The following is a 20,303-nucleotide window of genomic DNA, read 5'->3' as shown; positions in this document are numbered from 1 at the left end:
AACATGGCCTTCTTCAGGCAGCTCTCCGGCAAGGACTTCCTGGAGGCGATGGCGGGGATGCTCGCCAAGCACAAGAATCTGCGGCCCGTCACCGACCTGTCTGTGGGATGGCGTGGAGGCGATCTATGTCATGGTGCTCGACCGATACAAGCAGGCCTACATCGGTCAGGGACCGGGACATCCGGACGCGGATCAAGAGGCACTGGAGCGGGACGAAGCAGTTTGACCGCCTCATCTTCGGAACCAAGGAATCCTCAATCCTGTCCATCGATTCGTTCTGGCCACTGGATACCATGCGCATCTTCGCGCCCAAACCACCCGGGGCCTGGAGGTGGAGGAACAGATGGTCAAAGCGATCACGCCGGACTTTCTGCTCAACCGGGTCCCGGGAGGTGAACGGCTTATGGGTACCCGGTTCCTGCCTTGGGAGATCAAACAGCGGAACCTCGTCCAAGGCCCATCCGAGTCCGGGCCGTGAGCCCGCAGCCGGCGATGAAGGGGCATGTGCCATGGAGATGACCCTGTCAGTGCATGACTGGACGATCATCGACACGAGCATCGACAACATAGCGGGTATCGCAGGCCAGAACTGTGATGAGTTCACCGCGGAGCAGGGCCGGGCGGTACCGCAAGCAGACGGGGTGGCGGCAGGCACTCATCCCAGGGTCGGGCAGGGATGCGGCTGGCCACCGGAGGATGAAAACCTCAGCATGGAGCTGCCAGTCGTCACGTGCGGTTCGTTGTCGGCCAGCTGCGCCGCTGGGATGAGGTGGACGCCCTGGCAAACCGTGCGTCGACGGCGATCCGGAGCCGAGGTTCCTTGAGCTGGCCAGAATACTGGGAGAGGGGATCCGCTGAGCTCCTGCTTACTCATCGCGTTCCGTTAGCTTCAGGGCTGAATCGTCAACGGCAGATCGTGGGTGCCGCTGCAGGCGGCCTTTTGTATGCGTAGCCCTTCGACTGGGCCGGCTTGGTCCAGTCGGAGGACCGACTGTCTGACGAGTTCAAGGACTTTCTTCGCGTCTGCCAGTCCTCCAGCTCCGTGCTGTGTATCGACGATGCCCAGACCCGGCGTCTGGGGCATTTCCGGGAGAGTGTTCTGGGGATTTTGCCCTCTTGCCCTGACACGGATCACGAACCACCCGGCGTCAATAAGGGCCTTTGTTTTGGTCATGTCTTCCGTGAGCTGGTCGCGGTGATAGAACCAGCCGTCATATTCGATGACGAGACGAAGTTCGTCTGAGAGCATGTCGCATCTGCACCACTGTCGTTGCCGGTTGCTCCCCCATGGGGCACGCACCATCACGTTAAGCTGCAAATCTCCGATCACTTCCGATAGCTCGTTGAACAGCTCCATTTCCGGCCTGGAGATGCGGTTCACGCATCGTGGGCAGCCCGCCCCAACGCCGGTCCGGCCGCTGATATTCGCAAGCCACTCATGGCCGCACTTGCCAAGCCACCAAACCTTGAGGTTGAGGCCGGACGTAACCTCAGTAGGTTGTAGAGCTCCGTTCTTGGTCGGGTGCCATTCAGCGGCGACATTGGGGAACCTAGATGCGAAGTCATTGTCGCCCACTGCGATCTGCAGTCCGCGGCAGAACGGACAGCCAGTCCCTGCGTTCGCCCTCAAGGTGACCGTAGCTTCCCACTCATGGCCACAGGTCCCCGACCACCACACTTTCTTCATACTCCCGAAGGTGACCTGTTCCGGCGTGAGTGAACCATTCTTCGTCTGATGCCACTGAGCCACAAGCTCTGGATTCCTGGAAGCAAGGTCGTTATACCCGGGAAGGACCTTCAGTCCGCGGCACACAGGACATCCCCTGCCGGAGGTGATCTTGCCCGGACTTGCCTCCCAGTCGTGCCCGCAGGGCCCCCGCCACCAGTACTTTTTCTTGGATCCGGCAGTCACGTCGCGGGCTGTGACGGGGCCGTTCCGTGTTGAGTGCCACCACGCTGCTGCGTCCGGGTGGATTGTTTCAAGGTCGTTGGCACCCGAGAGGATTCTTCTGCCTGAGCAGATCGGGCAGCCGTTCGCGCCGTGAGTACGGTCGACAGCTTTTGCTTTCCAGGGGTGACCGAGACGGCAGATCCACCAATACGACGTTGTGCTGCCCGGCGATACCGATTCCGGCCCGATGTCACCGTTTTTGGAGGGATGCCATTCAGCAGCAACCTCAGGAAATCTCGATTTCAGGTCATTGAAGCCTGTGAGCAGCTTCCTGCTCGAGCAGTAGGGACAACCGGACCGCATGGACGTTCGACCACTAACGGAGGACTTCCACTCATGGCCGCAGTTGCCCAGCCACCAAACCAGCCGGTTGGTAGTACTTGCGCACTGGTCAGGACGGGCTCCGCCGTTCCTTGTTGGATGCCACTCCGAAGCTACTTCCGGATAGATGGTGGCGAGATCGTTGATGCCGGAGACAAACACGTGGCCTGAACACACAGGGCACCCTGTGCCTTTGGTGGTGCGGTTCCTGTATTCCGACTCCCACTCGTGGCCGCACCGACCCAGCCACCAAACCTTCTTGCCGCTCCCGTAGGACAGTTCCCCGAACCGGAGTTCGCCGTTTTTCGTGGGGTGCCACTCGTTCGCGAGTAATTGCGCCAGCTCTCGTCCCGCATCTGCTGCCTCCGCGGTCGGCTCTACAATTTCCATGTCATTCCAGCCAGGCAACTACGTTTTTCACTGGTTCCCTCAATTCAAGAAGAAGCGCTTTATTCTCCCACTGATCCTTCTGGTGATCATCCTCATCTCCACTGCAGCCAACTCCGGCAAGAAGGATTCGACCGCGTCGGTCGCGCCGGCGACCTCGGCGGCGGCCACGCAGCCCGCTGACGCCGCTGCGCCGAGCGGGACCGCGGCTCAGCTGCAGGCCCTGGCCGCGGCGAAGGGCTACCTGAGCTCAGGCATGGGTTTCTCGCAGGCTTCGCTTAGCAAGCAGCTCACCTCAAGTGCCGGCAACGGATTTGGGCCGGCCGACGCGAAGTGGCTGTCGATCACTCCGGTGCGGACTGGAACGCGGAGGCCGTCAATGCGGCGAAGGGCTACCTGAACTCGGGGCATGGGCTTCTCGCAGGCTTCGCTTACCAAGCGGCTCACCTCAAGTGCCGGCAACGGATTTGGGCCGGCCGACGCGAAGTGGGCTGTCGATCACTCCGGTGCGGACTGGACCGCGGAGGCCGTCAAGGCGAAGGGCTACATGAACTCGGGCATGGGTTTCTCACGCCAGAGCCTCATCGCCCAGCTCACGAGCCCGGCCGGCAACCAGTTCACCGCAGCGGGGGCCGGGTACGCCGCCGACCAGGTCGGGCTGAAGTAACCGCTGACCGTACCTGACGTCAGCAGACAGCGTGTCATCAGGGACGCGCCAGGAGACCCCGGACCGATGTGCGGTCCGGGGTCTCCCCTTAGCTGTGAGCTTGTTGAACAAGGGATATGTCCGTGCTTAGCGGTGGCTTCGTCATCGGTTTGATCGTCTGCGCGAGGACGGCGGCTCTACTGGTTGGGCCTTCGGGCAGACATTGCCGTCGACGTCAAACGCTCGAGACCGCCAACTGAGAGGAATGCCTGACGCTCTCCGGCGCGGAAGCCCGTGCCCGGGCCGCCGGGTTCCCGACCCGCACATCGCTCGAGGACCTCAGATTCGACCACCAGCCCGGCCCCAAGCGCGACAGCATCGCGCACCCGGCCACCGGTGCGTTCCTCACCGAAGCGTCCAACATCGTCCTGCTCGGCCCGCCCGGCACCTCACAAAACGCTGCCAAACAGCGCCGAAAGTAAGAGTTGCGGGCCCTCGTCGCCATGAAGACTTCGTAAAAGTCAAGCTTTGTCAACAGCCGAAAGGCAAAAAGCTCCTGACCTGCGGAAACACTGTGCCCGAGGTGGGACTCGAACCCACACACCTTTCGATACCGCATTTTGAGTGCGGCGCGTCTGCCAATTCCGCCACTCGGGCGCGGAGTACACCTTGTAACAATCAGCCTGCCACAGTGCTGTGAGCAACGCGATCGCTTCCAGTGCGCGAAATTACTCTACATGCAGATAGGCTGAATTCCAGAATCGCGCCAGTGACGCCGCATCGAACCAAACCGGTCCCAGTACACCACGGGTCTAAACCTAAGATGGTCTAGTTCCCGCCGTACCTTTCCAAGGAGTTCCCGTGTCAGAACAGACGGAGTCAACCCCCACTTCCAAGCCGGCGCGCCGCGTTATTGTCGCCGAGGATGAGACCCTCATCCGCCTGGACATCATCGAGATCCTGCGGGGCGAGGGCTACGACGTCGTCGGCGAGGCGGACAACGGCGAGAAGGCCGTGCAGCTTGCCGAAGAACTGAAACCCGACCTCGTCCTGATGGACGTCAAGATGCCCATCATGGACGGCATCTCCGCCGCCGAGAAGATCGTCAGGGCCCGGATCGCCCCGGTGGTCCTGCTCACCGCCTTCAGCCAGAAGGAACTGGTGGAGCGCGCCCGCGACGCCGGCGCCATGGCCTACGTCGTCAAGCCCTTCACCCCGGCGGACCTCATCCCGGCCCTCGAGATCGCGCTGTCCCGGCACGAGGAGATCAAGGCCCTCGAGAGCGAAGTGACGGACCTGCAGGAGCAGTTCGCCACCCGCAAGCTCGTGGAACGCGCCAAGAGCCTCCTCACCACCAAGATGGGCCTGACGGAGCCGGAAGCGTTCCGCTGGATCCAGAAGACCTCGATGGACCGCCGCCTCAGCATGCGCGAGGTTGCCGAGACCATCATCAACCAGGTCAACTAACCCCCGCCGGCCGCTAGAAGCAACAGGCCGGCAAAAAAGCAAAGAGAACGACAAAAGGGAGGGTCCCCGCCCCGCGAACCGCGGCGGGAACCCTCCCTTTTTGCAGAAACCCGAAGAACTAGGGCTTGCTGTTCTTCTTCTTCTTTTCCGGCCAGGGGCCGAGCTTGTCCTTGGCGACCGCTGCTTCGCCGGTGCTGCCGAAGTCGGCGAGGTCGCCGACCTTGTGGACCTTCAGCAGGTTCGTGGAACCGGCTTTTCCGGGAGGGGAACCGGCGGCGATGACTACCAGGTCACCGTCCTCGACGACGTCGAGTTCCAGCAGGCTGCGGTCCACCTGGGCGGTCATCTCGTCCGTGTGGCCCACCATGGGGACCAGCACCGGCGTGATGCCCCAGGTCAGGGCCAGCTGGTTCCAGACGTGCTCCACCGGGGTGAAGGCGAAGACCGGACGGATCGGGCGCAGCCGGGAGAGGCGGCGTGCCGAGTCACCGGACTGGGTGAAGGTACAGATGTACTTCGCGTCCAGCTGGTCGGCGATCTCGACGGCGGCACGGGTGATGGCGCCGCCGCGGGTCTTGGGCTTGGTACCCAGCGGCGGAACGCGCTCAAGGCCGTGGACCTCGGTGGATTCGATGATCCGGGCCATGGTCTTGACCGTCTCGATCGGGAACTTGCCCACGCTGGTCTCACCGGAGAGCATGACGGCGTCCGCGCCGTCGAGCACGGCGTTGGCACAGTCGGAAGCCTCGGCGCGGGTCGGGCGCGGGTTGTCGATCATGGACTCGAGCACCTGCGTGGCCACGATGACCGGCTTGGCCCAGCGGCGTGCCAGTTCGATGGCGCGCTTCTGCACGATCGGCACTTCCTCCAGCGGGAGTTCCACGCCAAGGTCGCCACGGGCCACCATGATGGCGTCGAAGGCGTCGATGATCTCGTGCAGCTGGTCCACGGCCTGCGGCTTCTCGATCTTGGCGATCACCGGCACGCGGCGGCCTTCTTCGTCCATGATCTCGTGGACGCGCTTGATGTCCGAGGCGTCGCGGACGAAGGAGAGGGCAACCATGTCCACGCCGCGGCGCATGGCCCAGCGCAGGTCGTCCTCGTCCTTTTCGCTCAGCGCCGGAACGTTCACCGCAACGCCGGGCAGGTTGATGCCCTTGTTGTTCGAGACGTACCCGCCGACGATCACCTGGGCGACCACCTTGACGTCGTCGACGTCGATCGCGCGGAGGGCAACCTTGCCGTCGTCGATCAGCAGCGCGTCGCCGGGGTTGACGTCCTCGGTGAGGCTCTTCAGCGTCGTGGAGCAAATGTCCTTGGTACCCGGAACGTCCTCGGTGGTGATGGTGAACGTGTCACCGACAGCCAGCAGGTGCGGTCCGTCAACGAAACGGCCGAGGCGGATCTTGGGCCCCTGCAGGTCGGCCATGATGGCGACCGGCTTGCCGAGCTGGCCTGCGGCCTTGCGGACGTTCTCGTATGTGTCGTCGTGCACGGAGTAATCGCCGTGGCTCATGTTCATTCGGGCCACGTCGACGCCGGCTTCCAGCACCGCGAGCGTGTTCTCGAAGCTCGCGATTGCCGGTCCGAAGGTGGCCACTATTTTAGCGCGTCTCATATACCTACCCTAGTAGTCGATTTGCATGGATGAAGTTGTTGCGGCCGGTGTCCGGTCAGAGGACGGCCATGGCCCGGTCGGTCGGGGCCACGGGGGCCGGAAGGATGGTGCTGCCCATCAGGAACTTGTCCACCGCGGCCGCGCAGGCGCGCCCCTCGGCGATGGCCCAGACGATCAGCGACTGCCCGCGTCCGGCGTCTCCGGCGACGAAGATGCCCTCCGTGTTGGTCATGTAGTAGCCGTCCCGGGCCACGTTGCCGCGTCCGTCAAACTCGGCCCTGACCTGCTCGGTGATTCCGGCCGGCTCCGCGCCGGTGAAGCCGAGCGACAGGAAGACCAGGTCCGCGGGGATGACCCGCTCGGTGCCGGCCTTCGGGAGGCGCTTGCCGTCGACGAACTCGGTCTCGGCGACTTTCACGCCGGTCAGCTTGCCGTTCTCCCCCACGAACCCGATGGTGGAGGCGAGGTAGGTGCGTTCGCCGCCTTCCTCGTGGGCGCTGGCAACCTCGAACAGCGTCGGGAACGTCGGCCACGGCTGGTGGCCGGCGCGCTCCGCGGGGGGCTGCTTGCCGATCGCCAGGGTGGTCACCGAGGCTGCGTGATGCCGGTGGGCGGTACCAAGGCAGTCCGCGCCGGTGTCGCCGCCGCCGAGGATGACGACGTGCTTTCCGGCGGCGTCGATCTGGTTCTCGACCGTCTCCCCCGCCACAACACGGTTGGCCGGGACGAGGTAGTCCATGGCGAAGTGGACGCCTTCGAGCTCGCGGCCCGGGATCGGCAAATCGCGCGGAACGGTGGCGCCGGTGGCCACCACGACGGCGTCGTACCGGCGGCGCAGCTGCTCCCAGGTCACGTCCGTGCCGACGGCGACGCCGGTCCGGAAGCGGGTGCCTTCGGCCTTCATCTGCTCGAGGCGGCGGTCGACCTGCTCTTTTTCCATCTTGAAGTCGGGAATCCCGTAGCGCAGGAGCCCGCCGATCTTGTCGTCGCGTTCGTAGACGGCAACGGTGTGGCCCACCCGGGTCAGCTGCTGCGCGACGGCCAGTCCAGCGGGGCCGGAGCCGACGACGGCGACCGTCTTGCCGGTGAGGCGGTGCGGCGGCAGCGGGTTGACCCAGCCGTTGTCGAAGGCCTCGTCGATAATCGACACCTCGACCTGCTTGATGGTCACGGCCGGCTGGTTGATGCCCAGTACGCAGGACGCCTCGCACGGTGCCGGGCAGAGCCGGCCGGTGAACTCGGGGAAGTTGTTGGTGGCGTGCAGCCGCTCAATCGCTTCCTCGCCCTTGTCCCGCCAGACGAGGTCGTTCCACTCGGGAATGAGGTTCCCGAGCGGGCAGCCCTGGTGGCAGAACGGGACGCCGCAATCCATGCAACGGCCGGCCTGCGACTTCAGGACACCCTTCTCCTGTGCCTCGTAGACCTCTTTCCAGTCCATGATGCGGACCGGAACGGGGCGGCGCGGCTGGGTTTCACGCTGACGTACTTTCAGAAATCCGCGTGGATCAGCCACCGGTCACCTCCAGGATTCGAGACCAAACTTCTTCGCCGTCGGGGTCAAGGCCCTCTTCGATGGCGTCAAGACGGGTTTGCAGTACGGCCGCGTAGTCGCGCGGCAGCACCTTGGTTATGCGGGCTGCGGTGTCGTCAAAGTTCTCCAGCAGGCGGGCCGCGAGCAGCGATTCCGTCTCCTCGACGTGCTTGACCAGCAGCCCGTGGACGATGTCGCGGTCCTCGGCGTCCAGTTCGCGCAGCTGCAGCTCCCCGGTCTCCAGGGCCTGCTTGTTGACGCGGGTGGTCTGCAGATCCAGGACGAAGGCGGTGCCGCCGGACATGCCGGCGCCGAAGTTGCGTCCGGTGCGCCCGATGATGAGGGCCTGCCCGCCGGTCATGTACTCGCAGCCGTGGTCGCCGATTCCCTCCACCACCGCGGTGGCGCCGGAGTTGCGGACCATGAAGCGTTCGCCCACTTGTCCGCGCAGGAACATCTCTCCGCTGGTGGCGCCGTAACCGATCACGTTGCCCGCGATGACGTTGAGTTCCGCGGGGAAGATGTTGGTGCGGTCCGGGCGGACAATGATCCGTCCGCCGGAGAGTCCCTTGCCGACGTAGTCGTTGGAGTCGCCGTACATGCGCAGCGTGATGCCTGCCGGCAGGAACGCCCCGAGCGACTGGCCGGCGGTGCCGGTCAGCGTGATGTCGATGGTGTCCGGCGCCAGCACGTCGGTGCTGAAGGTCTTCGTGACCACATGGCCCAGCATGGTGCCGACGGAACGGTCCGTGTTGATCACGTCAACGGCGATCTTCACGGGGGTGCGGTCGCTGAGGGACTCGGCGGCCATCGCGATCAGGCGCTGGTCGAAGTGCTTGTCCAGCTCGTGGTTCTGGCCGGTCAGGTTGCGCAGCGGCGCGTCGTCGTCGAACTCCAGGCCGTGCAGGATCGGGTCCAGGTCCAGCCCTTCGGCCTTCCAGTGGTTGATCGCCTCACGGGTGTCGAGCATTTCGGCGTGGCCGATCGCTTCCTCGATGCTGCGGAAGCCCAGCTCGGCCAGGATCTCGCGGACTTCCTCGGCGAGGAATTCGAAGAAATTGACCACGAATTCGGGCTTGCCGTTGAAGCGGGACCGGAGCTCCGGGTTCTGCGTGGCGACGCCCACCGGGCAGGTGTCCAGGTGGCAGACGCGCATCATGATGCAGCCGGAGACCACCAGCGGGGCGGTGGCGAAGCCGAACTCCTCGCCGCCCAGCAGCGCGGCGATGACGACGTCGCGGCCGGTTTTAAGCTGGCCGTCGACCTGCACCACGACGCGGTCCCGCAGGCCGTTGAGCATCAGGGTCTGCTGCGTCTCGGCGAGACCCAGCTCCCACGGGACACCGGCGTGCTTGAGCGAGTTCAGCGGCGAGGCGCCGGTACCGCCGTCGTGGCCGGAAACCAGCACGACGTCGGCCTTCGCCTTCGTGACGCCGGCGGCAACCGTGCCGATTCCGACCTCGGAGACGAGCTTGACGTGCACCCGGGCCGAAGGATTCGCCCGCTTGGCGTCATAGATCAGCTGCGCGAGGTCCTCGATCGAGTAGATATCGTGGTGCGGCGGCGGGGAGATGAGCCCGACGCCGGGCGTCGAGTGCCGCGTCCGGGCCACCCAGGGGTAGACCTTCTGCGCCATCAGCTGGCCGCCCTCGCCGGGCTTGGCACCCTGCGCCATCTTGATCTGGATGTCGTCCGCGTTGGTCAGGTACAGGCTCGTAACGCCGAAGCGGCCGGAGGCGATCTGCTTGACCGCGGAGCGGCGCTTGGGATCCAGCAGCCGGTCGACGTCCTCGCCGCCTTCGCCGGTGTTGGACTTGCCGCCGAGCTGGTTCATCGCGATCGCGAGGGTTTCGTGCGCCTCCTGCGAGATGGAGCCGTAGCTCATCGCCCCGGTGGAGAACCGCTTGACGATGCTGGAGACGGACTCCACTTCCTCAAGCGGAACCGCGGGACGGAGGCCGGCCTTGAACTTCAGCAGCCCGCGCAGGGTCATCAGGTTCTGCGACTGGTCATCGACGCCGCGGGTGTAAGTCTTGAAGATGTCGTAGCGGCGCTCACGGGTCGCGTGCTGCAGCCGGAAGACGGTCTCCGGGTTGAACAGGTGCGGCTCACCGTCGCGGCGCCACTGGTACTCGCCGCCGCCGAGCAGCGGCTGGTGCGGCTTCTCGATCCCGTTCTCGGGGTACGCCATCTGGTGGCGGGCAGCGACCTCCGCGGCGATGACGTCGAGTCCGACGCCGCCGAGCTGGGAGTGCGTGCCGGAGAAGTATTCGTCCACCAGGTCCTGGCCCAGGCCAAGACCCTCGAAGGTCTGCGCGCCGGTGTAGGAGGCGACCGTGGAGATGCCCATCTTGGACATGATCTTCAGGACGCCCTTGCCGAGGCCCTTGATCAGGTTGTACACGCCGTCCTGCGGGGTGACCCCGACGACGTCGCCGGAGGTGATCAGCTGTTCCACGGATTCCATGGCCAGGTACGGGTTCACGGCCGAGGCGCCGTAGCCGATCAGGACGGCCACGTGGTGGGTTTCGCGGACGTCGCCGGCCTCGACCACGAGCGCGGTCTTGGTGCGGTTGGCGCTGCGCAGCAGGTGGTGGTGCACGGCGCTGACCAGCAGCAGGGACGGGATTGGAGCCCACTGCGCGTTCGAGTCGCGGTCCGAGAGCACGACGTACTGGACGCCGCGGTTGATGGCACCGGAAACCTGCTCGCAGATTTCCGTCAGCCGGGCGCGGAGCGCGTTCTCGCCGCCTTCGGGGCGGTAGAGGCCACGAACCTTCATGGCGACCTTGTCGCCGTCGGCGTTCTCGATGTTCGCGATCTTGGCGAGCTGGTCGTTGTTGATCACGGGGAACGGCAGCGAGACCTGCGGCTGGCGCACCTGCTTGGTGTCCAGCAGGTTGCCGTTGGGTCCGATGGCGCAGGTCAGCGAGGTGACGAGCTCTTCGCGGATGGCGTCCAGCGGCGGGTTGGTAACCTGGGCGAAGGATTGCACGAAGTAGTCGAAGAGCAGCCGCGGGCGCTTGGACAGCACGGCCACGGGTGTATCCGATCCCATGGCGCCGAGCGGCTCGGCACCGGTGCGGGCCATCGGGCCCAGCAGGATCTTCAGTTCCTCGGTGGTGTACCCGAAGGTCCGCTGCCGGATGTTGACCGAGGCCGCCGTGTGCACGACGTGCTCGCGTTCCGGCAGGTCCTTGAGGTCGATCAGGTTGTCCTTGAGCCATTCGGCCCAGGGGTTAACCGCGGCCACCTCGGCCTTGACCTCGGCGTCGTCGATGATCCGGCCGGCCTCGGTGTCCACCAGGAACATCTTGCCCGGCGAGACGCGGCCCTTCTTGACCACCTTGGAGGGTTCAACGTCGATCACGCCGACCTCGGAGGCGAAGATGACCAGTCCGTCTTCGGTGATCCAGTACCGGCCCGGGCGCAGCCCGTTGCGGTCAAGGGTGGCGCCAACGAGGTTGCCGTCTGTGAAGGAAACGGCTGCGGGTCCGTCCCACGGTTCCATCAGCAGGGAGTGGTATTCGTAGAAGGCCCTGCGGGCCGGGTCCATCGTGGCGTGGTTTTCCCAAGCCTCGGGGATCATCATCATGATCGAGTGCGTGATGGGGCGTCCGGAGAGCCACAGCAGCTCCGCGACCTCGTCGAAGGACGCCGAGTCCGAGGCGCCCGGGGTGCAGATCGGGTAGAGCTCCTCGGGCGATTCCCCCAGCAGCGGGTTGGCCAGCTGGGACTGCCGGGCGCGCATCCAGTTGCGGTTGCCCTTGACCGTGTTGATCTCACCGTTGTGCGCGATGGTGCGGAACGGCTGGGCCAGCGGCCAGGACGGGAACGTGTTTGTGGAAAAGCGCGAGTGGACGATCGCGAGCTTGGTCTTGAAGCGCTTGTCCGACAGGTCCGGGTAGAACGGCTCCAGCTGGGCCGTGGTCAGCATGCCCTTATAGACGATTGTCCGCGAGGACAGCGACGGGAAGTACACGCCGAACTTGTTCTGCGCGCGCTTGCGGATCCGCCAGGCACGGGAGTCCAGTTCGTTGCGCTCCAGGACTTCCCCGGTGCTGGAGGCAAAGAACGGCTGCGAGAAGTAGGGCATGCAGGCCCGGGCCATGGCGCCGACGAGGTCGGCAACGATCGGTACTTCGCGCCAGCCGAGGACCGTCAGGCCCTCATCGGAGGCGAGGGACTCGATCCCGGCTTTGGCGGCATCGGACTCGCGCGGCTCGGCGGGAAGGAAAGCGGTGCCCACCACGTACTGTCCGGGGGCGGGGAGTTCGAACTCCGTGACCGCTCGGAAGAACTCATCGGGCACCTGCATGAGGAGGCCGGCGCCGTCGCCGGTACCTTCATCGGCGCCGACGGCGCCACGGTGCTCCAGGTTGCGCAGGGCGGTGAGGGCGGCATCGACGATGTCGTAGCCAGGCTCCCCGCGGAGCGTCGCGATGATGGCCAGGCCGCAGGCGTCCTTCTCCTGCTCCGGGTTGTACAGTCCGGCGGCTTCCGGCAGACCCGCGAAACGCTTGAACGGAGACATGGCGGCGGCCGACTGATCGGGCTCGGACCAACTGGGGCTGTGCAGGGTTTGGGTCATGGGAGACGTCCTTCCTCCTGATCGTGCGTATGGGAGGGACAACATTGGCCCGGATCGGTGCGCCGGCGGAGCGGGCACAACAAAAGTGTTTCTAACTGGAATTGTAGGTCAGCCCGGCGTCCTGTACTAACAGTTACGCGGGCTGCTGACCCGGGTTTGCCCGGACGGCAACGGTCTGCAGTCCGTAGCTTTCCCTGCTGCCACGACGCTGTGGATACGGGCCCCCGCGAGCGGTGGCTCTGCGGCCCGGTTCGCCGTTGCTGGGCTACTTGGTACCGCCAGCTTCCGGCGCGGATCCGGTGGTGTGGTGGCCGGGAGCTCCGGCCGCCGATGCTCCACTGGCGGGCGTGGTGCCGCCGATGGGTGCCTTTGATGCTTCAGCTGGGGCAGAGGCATCACCTGGACCGCTTTGGTTATCAGGGAGATTATCACGCGATTCAGTATCTGAGACAGCGGAGTCCGAATGGCGGACAGCCCCGCTGGAGGCAGGGACAGTGCCGGCCGAAACTGTCTCCGCGTCCGTCGTCCCGGCGCCCTCAGCCGCAGGTTCGTGGCCCTCGACCACAGGTTCGTGGCCCGGCAGGTAGGGGGTGTCGGGGTCCGCCGGCTTGCGCAGCCCGAGCACAATGAATACGGCCAATGCCACCAGCAGGACGAAGATGCTGGTCCACACGTTCAGCCTGGCGGTGATCCCGAAGAGGTTGATCTGCTCGGCGTCGTCGATCCGCATCGCCTCGATCCACACCCTGCCGAGGGTGTAGTAGATCGCGTAGAGCCAGAAGAGGCGGCCGCGGCGGAAGTTGAAGCGCCGGTCCAGCACCAGCAGGATGGCCACGCCGGCCAGGTTCCATAGCGACTCGTACAGGAAGGTCGGGTGGAAGAGCGTTTCGGCCGGCATCCCGGGCGGGAAGTTGGGGTTGTCGGCGTCGACCTGCAGTCCCCAGGGCAGCGTGGTGGGGCTGCCAAAGAGTTCCTGGTTGAAGTAGTTGCCCCAGCGGCCGATCGCCTGGGCCAGCAGCAGCCCCGGCGCCGCGGCGTCGAGGAAGGCGGTCAGCTTGACGCCGGCCCGCCGGCAACCGATCCAGGCGCCCACTGCCCCGAGGAGCACGGCACCCCAGATGCCGAGGCCGCCGCGCTGGATCTGCGGGATCAGCGAGAGGTCACCGGTGCCGTCGAAGCCCGGGCCGAAGTAGGCGTCCGGGGACGACACCACGTGGTAGAGCCGGCCGCCGATAATGCCGAAGGGGATGGCCCAGATGGCAATGTCCCAGACGCTGCCTTCCGGGGCCCCCCTCTTGGCCCAGCGGACCGAGGTCAGCCAGAGTCCGACGATGATGCCGGCCAGGATGCACAGCGCGTAGGCGTGGATGCGGAGGGACCCCCACGGCAGCGGAATGTCGAACCCGGACCAGTCCGGACTCGGAATGCTCGCGGGAACCATCGCCGCCACCTGGAGGACTGACTGCATTGCTTACGCTTCTTCCCTGATAAGGCCGGTGCTGAGGTCTTTCGTCAAGGACGCTACCGCATCCACACCGCCGTCGCGGATCGCCGCGACGAGGGCGGTGCCCACGATCACGCCGTCCGCGTACGCGGCAATCTCGCGGACCTGCTCCGCGTTGGACACGCCCAGGCCGACGCAGACGCGTTCGGCGCCGGCCGCGTGCGCTGCGGCCACGACGTCCCGGGCGGCCGAGCTGACCGAGGAGCGGGCGCCGGTGACGCCCATGATGGACACGGCGTACACAAAGCCGCGGCTGGCATCCACGGTCCGCTTCATCCGTTCCGGCGAGGACGAGGGCGCCACCAGGAACACCCGGTCCAGCCCGTACTTGTCCGAGGCCGCCATCCATTCGGACGCTTCGTCCGGGATCAGGTCCGGCGTGATGAGCCCGGCTCCCCCGGCTTCGGCCAGGCGGCGGGAAAATTCCTCGACACCCATCCGCAGGACCGGGTTCCAGTAGGTCATAACCAGGACGGCGGCGTCGGTCTTGCTCGTGATGCCGCGGACGACGTCGAAGACCTCGCGGACGTGGAAGCCCTTGGCGAGGGCCTCGGTGGTGGCCGCCTGGATGACCTGGCCGTCCATGACGGGGTCCGAATACGGGATGCCGACCTCGATCAGGTCCGCTCCGTTCTCGGCGAGGGCGATGCCGGCCGCGATGGTGTCCGCAACGCTCGGGAATCCGGCGGGCAGGTAGCCGATCAGGGCGGCGCGGCCCTGCGCCTTGGCGCGGTCGATGGCCGCAGCCGACTTGCTCGCGCCGGCGGTGTCCGGGCTGCTGGTCGATGCAACGCTGCTCACAGCTGCTCCCCCTCTTTGGCGATTTCCGATTCGGGTGAATCCTTGTCCAGCAGGTCAAACCATTCCGCGGCCGTGGCCACGTCCTTGTCGCCGCGGCCGGAGAGGTTCACGATCACGATCTTCTCTGACGCATTGCCCTCGGCGGCGAGGCGCTGGCCCACCTTGATTGCCCCGGCGAGGGCGTGGGCGGATTCGATGGCGGGGATGATGCCTTCGGTGCGGCACAGCAGCCGGAACGCGTCCATGGCCTCGCTGTCCGTGATCGGCTCGTAGTGGACCCGTCCGATGTCCGCGAGGTACGAGTGCTCCGGGCCTACGCCCGGGTAGTCCAGCCCGGCCGAAATTGAGTGCGACTCGATGGTCTGGCCATCGTCGTCCTGCATCAGGTAGGAGCGGGCGCCGTGCAGCACGCCGGGCTTTCCGAGCGTGATGGTGGCTGCGTGGCGTCCCGTTTCAACGCCGTCGCCGCCGGCTTCGAAGCCGTAGATTTTCACCGAGGGGTCGTCCAGGAAACCGTGGAAGATGCCGATGGCGTTGGAGCCGCCGCCGATGCAGGCGCACACGGCGTCGGGCAGGCGGCCGGTCTGCGCCAGGATCTGGCCGCGGGCCTCCTCGCCGATGACCTCGTGGAAGTAGCGGACCAGGGCCGGGAAGGGGTGCGCCCCGGCGGCCGTGCCGAGCAGGTAGTGCGTGTTGTCCACGTTGGCCACCCAGTCCCGGAGGGCCTCGTTGATGGCATCCTTGAGGGTCTGCGAACCGTTAGTCACCGGAATGACAGTCGCCCCGAGGAGTTCCATCCGGGCGACGTTCAGGGCCTGCCGGCGGCAGTCCTCGGCGCCCATGTAGACGACGCATTCGAGGCCCATCAGGGCGGCGGCCGTGGCACTGGCAACGCCGTGCTGGCCGGCGCCGGTTTCGGCGATGACGCGGGTCTTGCCCATCCGCTTCGCGAGCAGGGCCTGGCCCAGGACGTTGTTGATCTTGTGCGAGCCGGTGTGGTTGAGGTCCTCGCGCTTGAGGAACACGCGGACTCCCCCGGCGTGCTCGGCGAAGCGCTTCGCCTCGGTCAGCAGCGAGGGCCGGCCCGAGTAGTTCCGGTTCAGCTCGGCGATCTGTGCGGTGAACTCAGGATCGGCCTTGGCCTTCTCGAAGGTGTCCTCGAGTTCGTCCAGGGCCGCAATCAGGGACTCCGGCATCCATCGGCCGCCGTACGAGCCGAAGTATGGCCCGGGGGCGTGCCGCAGGGATTCCCCACCCTGCAGGAACGCGTCCACGGCGCTGTCGTCTGAGCTGGCTGCTGGCGCATCGGCCATCAGTCTCACCATCCTGTTCCACTGCTAGCTAGTAAAGCTCTAAAAGTTCCTGCATGGTGCCCTGCGCGGGGTGGTGGCCGGGCGCAGGGACGTCCGGCGAATGCCTCAGGCGCGGGCGGCGATCTCTTCGGCTCCGGCTGCCATGAACTCCGCAATCCGCTCGCGCGGGGTGGCGTTCTTGACCAGGGCTTCGCCGACCAGGACCGCGTTGGCCCCATGGGCCGCGTAGTGCCGGACGTCCTCGACGCCGCGCACGCCGGATTCGGCTATCACGATCGCACCGGACGGAATGCCGCCGGCGAGTTCCGCGAAGACGGAGCGGTCGACGTCGAGCGTCTTGAGGTTGCGCACGTTGACGCCGATGATCCGGGCGTCGGCGGCGACTGCGCGCTCGATTTCCTCTGCGGTGTGCGTCTCGACAAGCGCGTTCATGCCGAGTTCGCGGCTGAGGGCGCTGAACTCGCGCAATTGTGCGTCGCTCAGGGACGCCACGATCAGCAGGATCAGGTCGGCGCCATGGGCACGGGCTTCCCAGATCTGGTACTCGTCGATCATGAAATCCTTGCGCAACAGCGGGATGTCCACGGCTGCCCGGACGGCGTCGAAGTCGGCGAGCGAGCCGTTGAAGCGGCGCTCTTCGGTCAGGACGCTGATCACCGCCGCACCGCCGTCGGCGTACTGCACGGCGAGGGAGGCGGGGTCGGCGATGCTGGCGAGGTCGCCTTTGGAGGGGCTGCGCCGCTTGATTTCGGCGATCACCTTAAGCTGGTTTCGCTCGGCCTGCTCGCCGCCCAGGGCGGCCCAGGCGTCGCGGGCGGGTGCCGCCGCGGCGGCACGTTCCCGCAGTTCCGCGAGCGTCACGAGGCGCTGGCGTGCCTCCATATCCTCCCTGACACCGGCGTTGATGTCATCGAGAACAGTCACGCTTAGTGGCCGGAGTTCTTCAGCTTGCTGCCACCGACGCCGTAGCCTGCCTTGCGCATGCCGAAGCCGACCAGGAGGCCGACCACCATGACCACGCCACCGGCAATGAAGATGGGGGTGTTGGCGATGACGAACGCGATCGACATGATGAGGGCGCCGAGGAGCATGACAAACACGGTGGTCCACGCTGCGGGGCTGTTGCCGTGGCCGGTGGGTTCGCGGTGGTCGACGTTGTCGTAGCTGAAAGCGGCGGTTCCGGCGGCGGGCTTGGGGGCGGAAACGGTGTCTTTGCTCATTGAAATCTCCTCAGGACGAATACTGCTTACATTCTGCCATTTATTGGCGGTGTTGATCGCCGCGTTGCTGGGCGCGCCCGCGTCGGCTCAGGTGGGATCGTCACCGCGCGACAGCCGGTCCCAGCTGTCGATCTCATCCGGGGACCCGGCCGGCGCCGCCGTCCCTGCGCCGGCCCGTGTCGGCGCGGTGTCGTATTTGGTGCGGGCTTTCCAGTAACGCCCCGCCGGCACGATCGCCAGCGCGCTGAGGCCCAGCAGGGCGCCGGCGACGACGGCCAGGGCCGGGAAGGCTGTGACGTCCACCTGGACGTTGCTGCCGCTGATCCCGGTGGCGGCAGCAATGGAGCCCTGGGCGGCGGCGAGGGGGTCGGCCTGCACGATGGCGGCGGCGCTGACGATGCCGGCGGCTGCGAGCAGGATGATGGCGGTGATGATCCACCGCGCGATCCGTCCGGCGATCGAGGCGGCCAGCCCGCCGGCGAGGGCTACAAGTGCCAGCGCCGTCACCGTGGTGGCGGCCTTGCTGCCTTGTACCTGCAGCCCGTCCTGGCTGTTGACGGCCTGGCCCAGCTGGGTGGGGTCAAGGTGCACCGTGAGCCACGTCTGGGTGGTGGTGCCGAAGACGGCCAGGGCCAGGGCGGCGATAACCAGGACCAGGGTGGATTTTCGGGCCCAGCGTGGAACGGCGGGGCTGGTGCTCTTGAGCGTGCTGCCACCGCTCATGGCTGCTCCGCCCCGGCGTCGGCGCTGAGGTCCTCGGCGGGCCGGGGGGCGTCAGCGATCGCGTCGGCGCTGATGTTGCGCAGCGATCCGGCGGTGTGCACGGCGCGCATGGGAGCGGCGGCCTTGTTGACGGTTTCCAGGGCTTCGGTCTCGTTCACGGAGTCCGCCACGATCCCGCCACCGGCCTGCACGTAGGCCCGGCCTTCGCGCAGCAGGGCCGAGCGGATGGCGATTGCCATGTCCATGTCCCCGGCGAAGTCCAGGTAACCCACCACGCCCCCATAGATGCCGCGGCGGTGCGGTTCGAGTTCGTCCAGCAGGCGCAGGGCGCGCGGCTTCGGTGCGCCCGAGAGGGTGCCGGCCGGGAAGGTTGCCCGCAGCACGTCATAGGCCTTGGCGGCCGGCGCGAGCTTGCCGACCACGGTGGAGACGAGGTGCATGATGTGGCTGAAGCGCTCGACTTCCATGAACTGCGTGACGTCGACGGAACCTGCGAGGCAGACCTTGGACAGGTCGTTGCGGGAGAGGTCCACCAGCATCAGGTGTTCGGCGCGTTCCTTCTGGTCGCCGAGCAGCTCCTCGGCCAGGGCCTTGTCCGCCTCGACCGTCTTGCCGCGCGGCCGGGAACCCGCGATGGGGTGGGTGATGACTTCCTCGCCGGTCACGGTCACCAGCGCCTCCGGGGAGGACCCGACAATCGAATACTGCCGGCCGGCGGCGTCCTCGAGGCTGAAAATGTACATGTAGGGGCTGGGATTGGTGTTCCGCAGCACCCGGTAGACGTCCAGCGGATCCGCGCCGCATTCCATCTCGAAGCGGCGGGAGATGACAACCTGGAAGACTTCGCCGTCGACGATCGCTTCCTTGCTGCGGTCCAGGGCGGCCAGGTAGTCGGCCTCGTCCCAGCGTTCCTGCACGCTGGAGGCGAAGTCCAGCGCGGCGGTTTCCAGCACCGAAACGGGCTGCTGCACGGGCGTGCTCACCTTGGCCAGCAGCGCTTTCACCCGGGCGACGGCGTCGTGCCAGGCGTCGTCGACGCGCTCGGAGCTGTTGTCGAAGTTGATGGCGTTGGCGATCAACAGGACGGTGCCGTCCATGTTGTCGTGCACCGCCATGTCCGTGACCAGGTTCAGGGCCATCTCGGGCAGTTCCAGATCGTCTTCCGGCGGGCTGGTGAGCTTCTCCCAGTGCCGGACCGTTTCCCAGCCCAGGAAGCCGACCAGGCCCGAGGTGAACGGCGGGAGCCCGTCGAACCGATCGGTGCGCAGCGCCTCGATGGTATCCCGGATGGCATCGACCGGGCTGCCGTCCAGCGGCACCCCAACCGGCGGTTGGCCGAGCCAGTGCGCCTGCCCGTCCTTGGTGGTCAGGGTGGCCCGGGAGCGGGCGCCGATGAACGAGTACCGTGACCAGGCGCCGCCGACCGCCGCGGATTCCATCAGGAAGGTGCCCGGCTGGCCCTGGGCGAGCTTCCGGTACAGCCCGATCGGGGTTTCGGCGTCGGCCAGCACCTTCAGCCGGACGGGAATGACGCGGCTGTGCCCTGCGAGTTCACGGAACTCCGCCAGGCTGGGGCTGATGATTCCAAGGTCCTGCATGGCTGTGGTTTCCGCCTGTTCTGTCAGTGGTCCTGAAGGTCTAATGTCTGCGGGCGATTCAAGGGTGCGGGCCGGAGCCGCAGTCCGTAGCCCTGTGGTCCCTGTAGCGGCGGGCTCAGTCCGCAGAGCCGGTCACGGCGTCGAGTTCGCGGCCGTCGAAGCAGGTCCGGGTCCCGGTGTGGCAGGCGGCACCGACCTGGTCGACGCGGACCAGCAGGGCGTCCCCGTCGCAGTCCATGGCGAGGGACTTCACCCACTGCACGTGGCCGGATGTGTCGCCCTTGCGCCAGTACTCCTGGCGGGAGCGCGAATAGAACGTCACGCGGCCGCTCGTCAGAGTGCGGTGCAGCGCCTCGTCGTCCATCCAGCCGAGCATGAGCACTTCATTGGTGTCGAACTGCTGGACGATCGCGGCGACCAGGCCGGCGCTGTCCCGTTTCAGAGCCTCGGCCAGTTCGGCGGGGAGGGGCGAACTGCGGGCGGGGGCGGGGGCGGGCTGCTCAGACATCAGGTCAAGTCTAGTGCCTCCGCAGGAGCACGGCTTAGTCCCCCGGCGCCGCGCTTAACATCGGAGTCAACTAGCGGCGAAAAGCCCCGCTGCCACCAAAACAGCGCCCGTCCAGTGCACACGC

General features: G+C 66.3%; 16 protein-coding genes and 1 tRNA gene. 4 read left to right on the top strand and 13 right to left on the bottom strand.

All coding sequences use genetic code 11. The features are described 5' to 3' along the window. Window positions 1-889: 889 nt before the first annotated feature. Window positions 890-2,662 carry a zinc-ribbon domain-containing protein gene (locus OM977_RS08300; protein WP_264357008.1) on the bottom strand — a complete coding sequence of 591 codons (1,773 nt, stop codon included), beginning with the start codon at window positions 2,660-2,662 and terminating at the stop codon, window positions 890-892. Between OM977_RS08300 and OM977_RS08295 the strand changes: the two genes are divergently transcribed. The 3 genes from OM977_RS08295 (at window position 2,661) to OM977_RS08285 (ending at window position 3,787) form a co-directional block, all read left to right on the top strand. Continuing rightward, window positions 2,661-3,059, top strand: a complete 399-nt coding sequence (locus OM977_RS08295) for an Ltp family lipoprotein (protein WP_264357007.1) — start codon at window positions 2,661-2,663, stop codon at window positions 3,057-3,059. The two genes, OM977_RS08300 and OM977_RS08295, sit on opposite strands and share 2 nt — an antisense overlap. Before the next feature lie 9 nt (window positions 3,060-3,068). Next, a complete protein-coding gene (locus tag OM977_RS08290) occupies window positions 3,069-3,326 on the top strand; it encodes an Ltp family lipoprotein (protein ID WP_264357006.1) in 258 nt (85 codons plus the stop codon). 248 nt (window positions 3,327-3,574) lie between these two features. Further along, a complete protein-coding gene (locus OM977_RS08285) occupies window positions 3,575-3,787 on the top strand; it encodes an ATP-binding protein (RefSeq protein ID WP_264357355.1) in 213 nt (70 codons plus the stop codon). Window positions 3,788-3,880: 93 nt separating this feature from the next. Here OM977_RS08285 and OM977_RS08280 read toward each other — a convergent pair. Further along, window positions 3,881-3,962: transfer RNA gene (locus OM977_RS08280), tRNA-Leu, on the bottom strand. Window positions 3,963-4,166: 204 nt separating this feature from the next. Between OM977_RS08280 and OM977_RS08275 the strand changes: the two genes are divergently transcribed. After that, window positions 4,167-4,772: an ANTAR domain-containing response regulator gene (locus tag OM977_RS08275; RefSeq protein ID WP_264357005.1), complete on the top strand. Its 606-nt coding sequence runs from the start codon at window positions 4,167-4,169 to the stop codon at window positions 4,770-4,772. A 118-nt stretch (window positions 4,773-4,890) separates the two neighbouring features. Here OM977_RS08275 and pyk read toward each other — a convergent pair whose 3' ends face one another. The 11 genes from pyk to hisI form a co-directional block, all read right to left on the bottom strand. Next, complete coding sequence (pyk, locus tag OM977_RS08270; RefSeq protein ID WP_264357004.1) at window positions 4,891-6,390, bottom strand: pyruvate kinase; 1,500 nt, start codon at window positions 6,388-6,390, stop codon at window positions 4,891-4,893. Between the two features lie 55 nt (window positions 6,391-6,445). Then, complete coding sequence (locus OM977_RS08265) at window positions 6,446-7,903, bottom strand: glutamate synthase subunit beta (RefSeq protein ID WP_264357003.1); 1,458 nt, start codon at window positions 7,901-7,903, stop codon at window positions 6,446-6,448. Further along, window positions 7,896-12,512, bottom strand: coding sequence for a glutamate synthase large subunit (gltB, locus tag OM977_RS08260; protein WP_264357002.1), 4,617 nt, complete (start codon window positions 12,510-12,512; stop codon window positions 7,896-7,898). The genes OM977_RS08265 and gltB overlap by 8 nt, the downstream gene beginning before the upstream one ends. Before the next feature lie 265 nt (window positions 12,513-12,777). Continuing rightward, window positions 12,778-13,980, bottom strand: a complete 1,203-nt coding sequence (gene lgt, locus OM977_RS08255) for a prolipoprotein diacylglyceryl transferase (RefSeq protein WP_264357001.1) — start codon at window positions 13,978-13,980, stop codon at window positions 12,778-12,780. A 3-nt stretch (window positions 13,981-13,983) separates the two neighbouring features. Continuing rightward, on the bottom strand, window positions 13,984-14,817 hold the full coding sequence (gene trpA, locus OM977_RS08250) for a tryptophan synthase subunit alpha (protein WP_264357000.1): 834 nt from the start codon (window positions 14,815-14,817) through the stop codon (window positions 13,984-13,986). Beyond that, a complete protein-coding gene (gene trpB, locus OM977_RS08245) occupies window positions 14,814-16,130 on the bottom strand; it encodes a tryptophan synthase subunit beta (RefSeq protein ID WP_264356999.1) in 1,317 nt (438 codons plus the stop codon). Before trpB ends, trpA begins: the two co-directional genes overlap by 4 nt. A 105-nt stretch (window positions 16,131-16,235) precedes the next feature. Beyond that, window positions 16,236-17,054 carry an indole-3-glycerol phosphate synthase TrpC gene (trpC, locus tag OM977_RS08240; RefSeq protein WP_264356998.1) on the bottom strand — a complete coding sequence of 273 codons (819 nt, stop codon included), beginning with the start codon at window positions 17,052-17,054 and terminating at the stop codon, window positions 16,236-16,238. Window positions 17,055-17,056: 2 nt separating this feature from the next. Then, window positions 17,057-17,350: an HGxxPAAW family protein gene (locus OM977_RS08235; protein ID WP_264356997.1), complete on the bottom strand. Its 294-nt coding sequence runs from the start codon at window positions 17,348-17,350 to the stop codon at window positions 17,057-17,059. 87 nt (window positions 17,351-17,437) lie between these two features. Then, window positions 17,438-18,073 (bottom strand): Trp biosynthesis-associated membrane protein, encoded by a 636-nt coding sequence (locus tag OM977_RS08230; protein WP_264356996.1) that lies wholly within the window; start codon window positions 18,071-18,073, stop codon window positions 17,438-17,440. Then, the gene (locus OM977_RS08225; protein WP_264356995.1) at window positions 18,070-19,671 is read right to left on the bottom strand and encodes an anthranilate synthase component I; all 1,602 of its coding nucleotides are present in this window, start codon (window positions 19,669-19,671) and stop codon (window positions 18,070-18,072) included. Before OM977_RS08225 ends, OM977_RS08230 begins: the two co-directional genes overlap by 4 nt. Window positions 19,672-19,786: 115 nt before the next feature. After that, window positions 19,787-20,179 (bottom strand): phosphoribosyl-AMP cyclohydrolase, encoded by a 393-nt coding sequence (gene hisI / locus OM977_RS08220; RefSeq protein ID WP_264356994.1) that lies wholly within the window; start codon window positions 20,177-20,179, stop codon window positions 19,787-19,789. Between the last annotated feature and the right edge of the window lie 124 nt (window positions 20,180-20,303).

This window comes from Pseudarthrobacter sp. MM222 (genome assembly GCF_947090775.1).
Classification (GTDB): Bacteria; Actinomycetota; Actinomycetes; order Actinomycetales; family Micrococcaceae; genus Arthrobacter.
The sequence above is the reverse complement of the archived record's forward strand: the minus strand, read 5'-3'. Positions and strand labels throughout refer to the sequence as shown.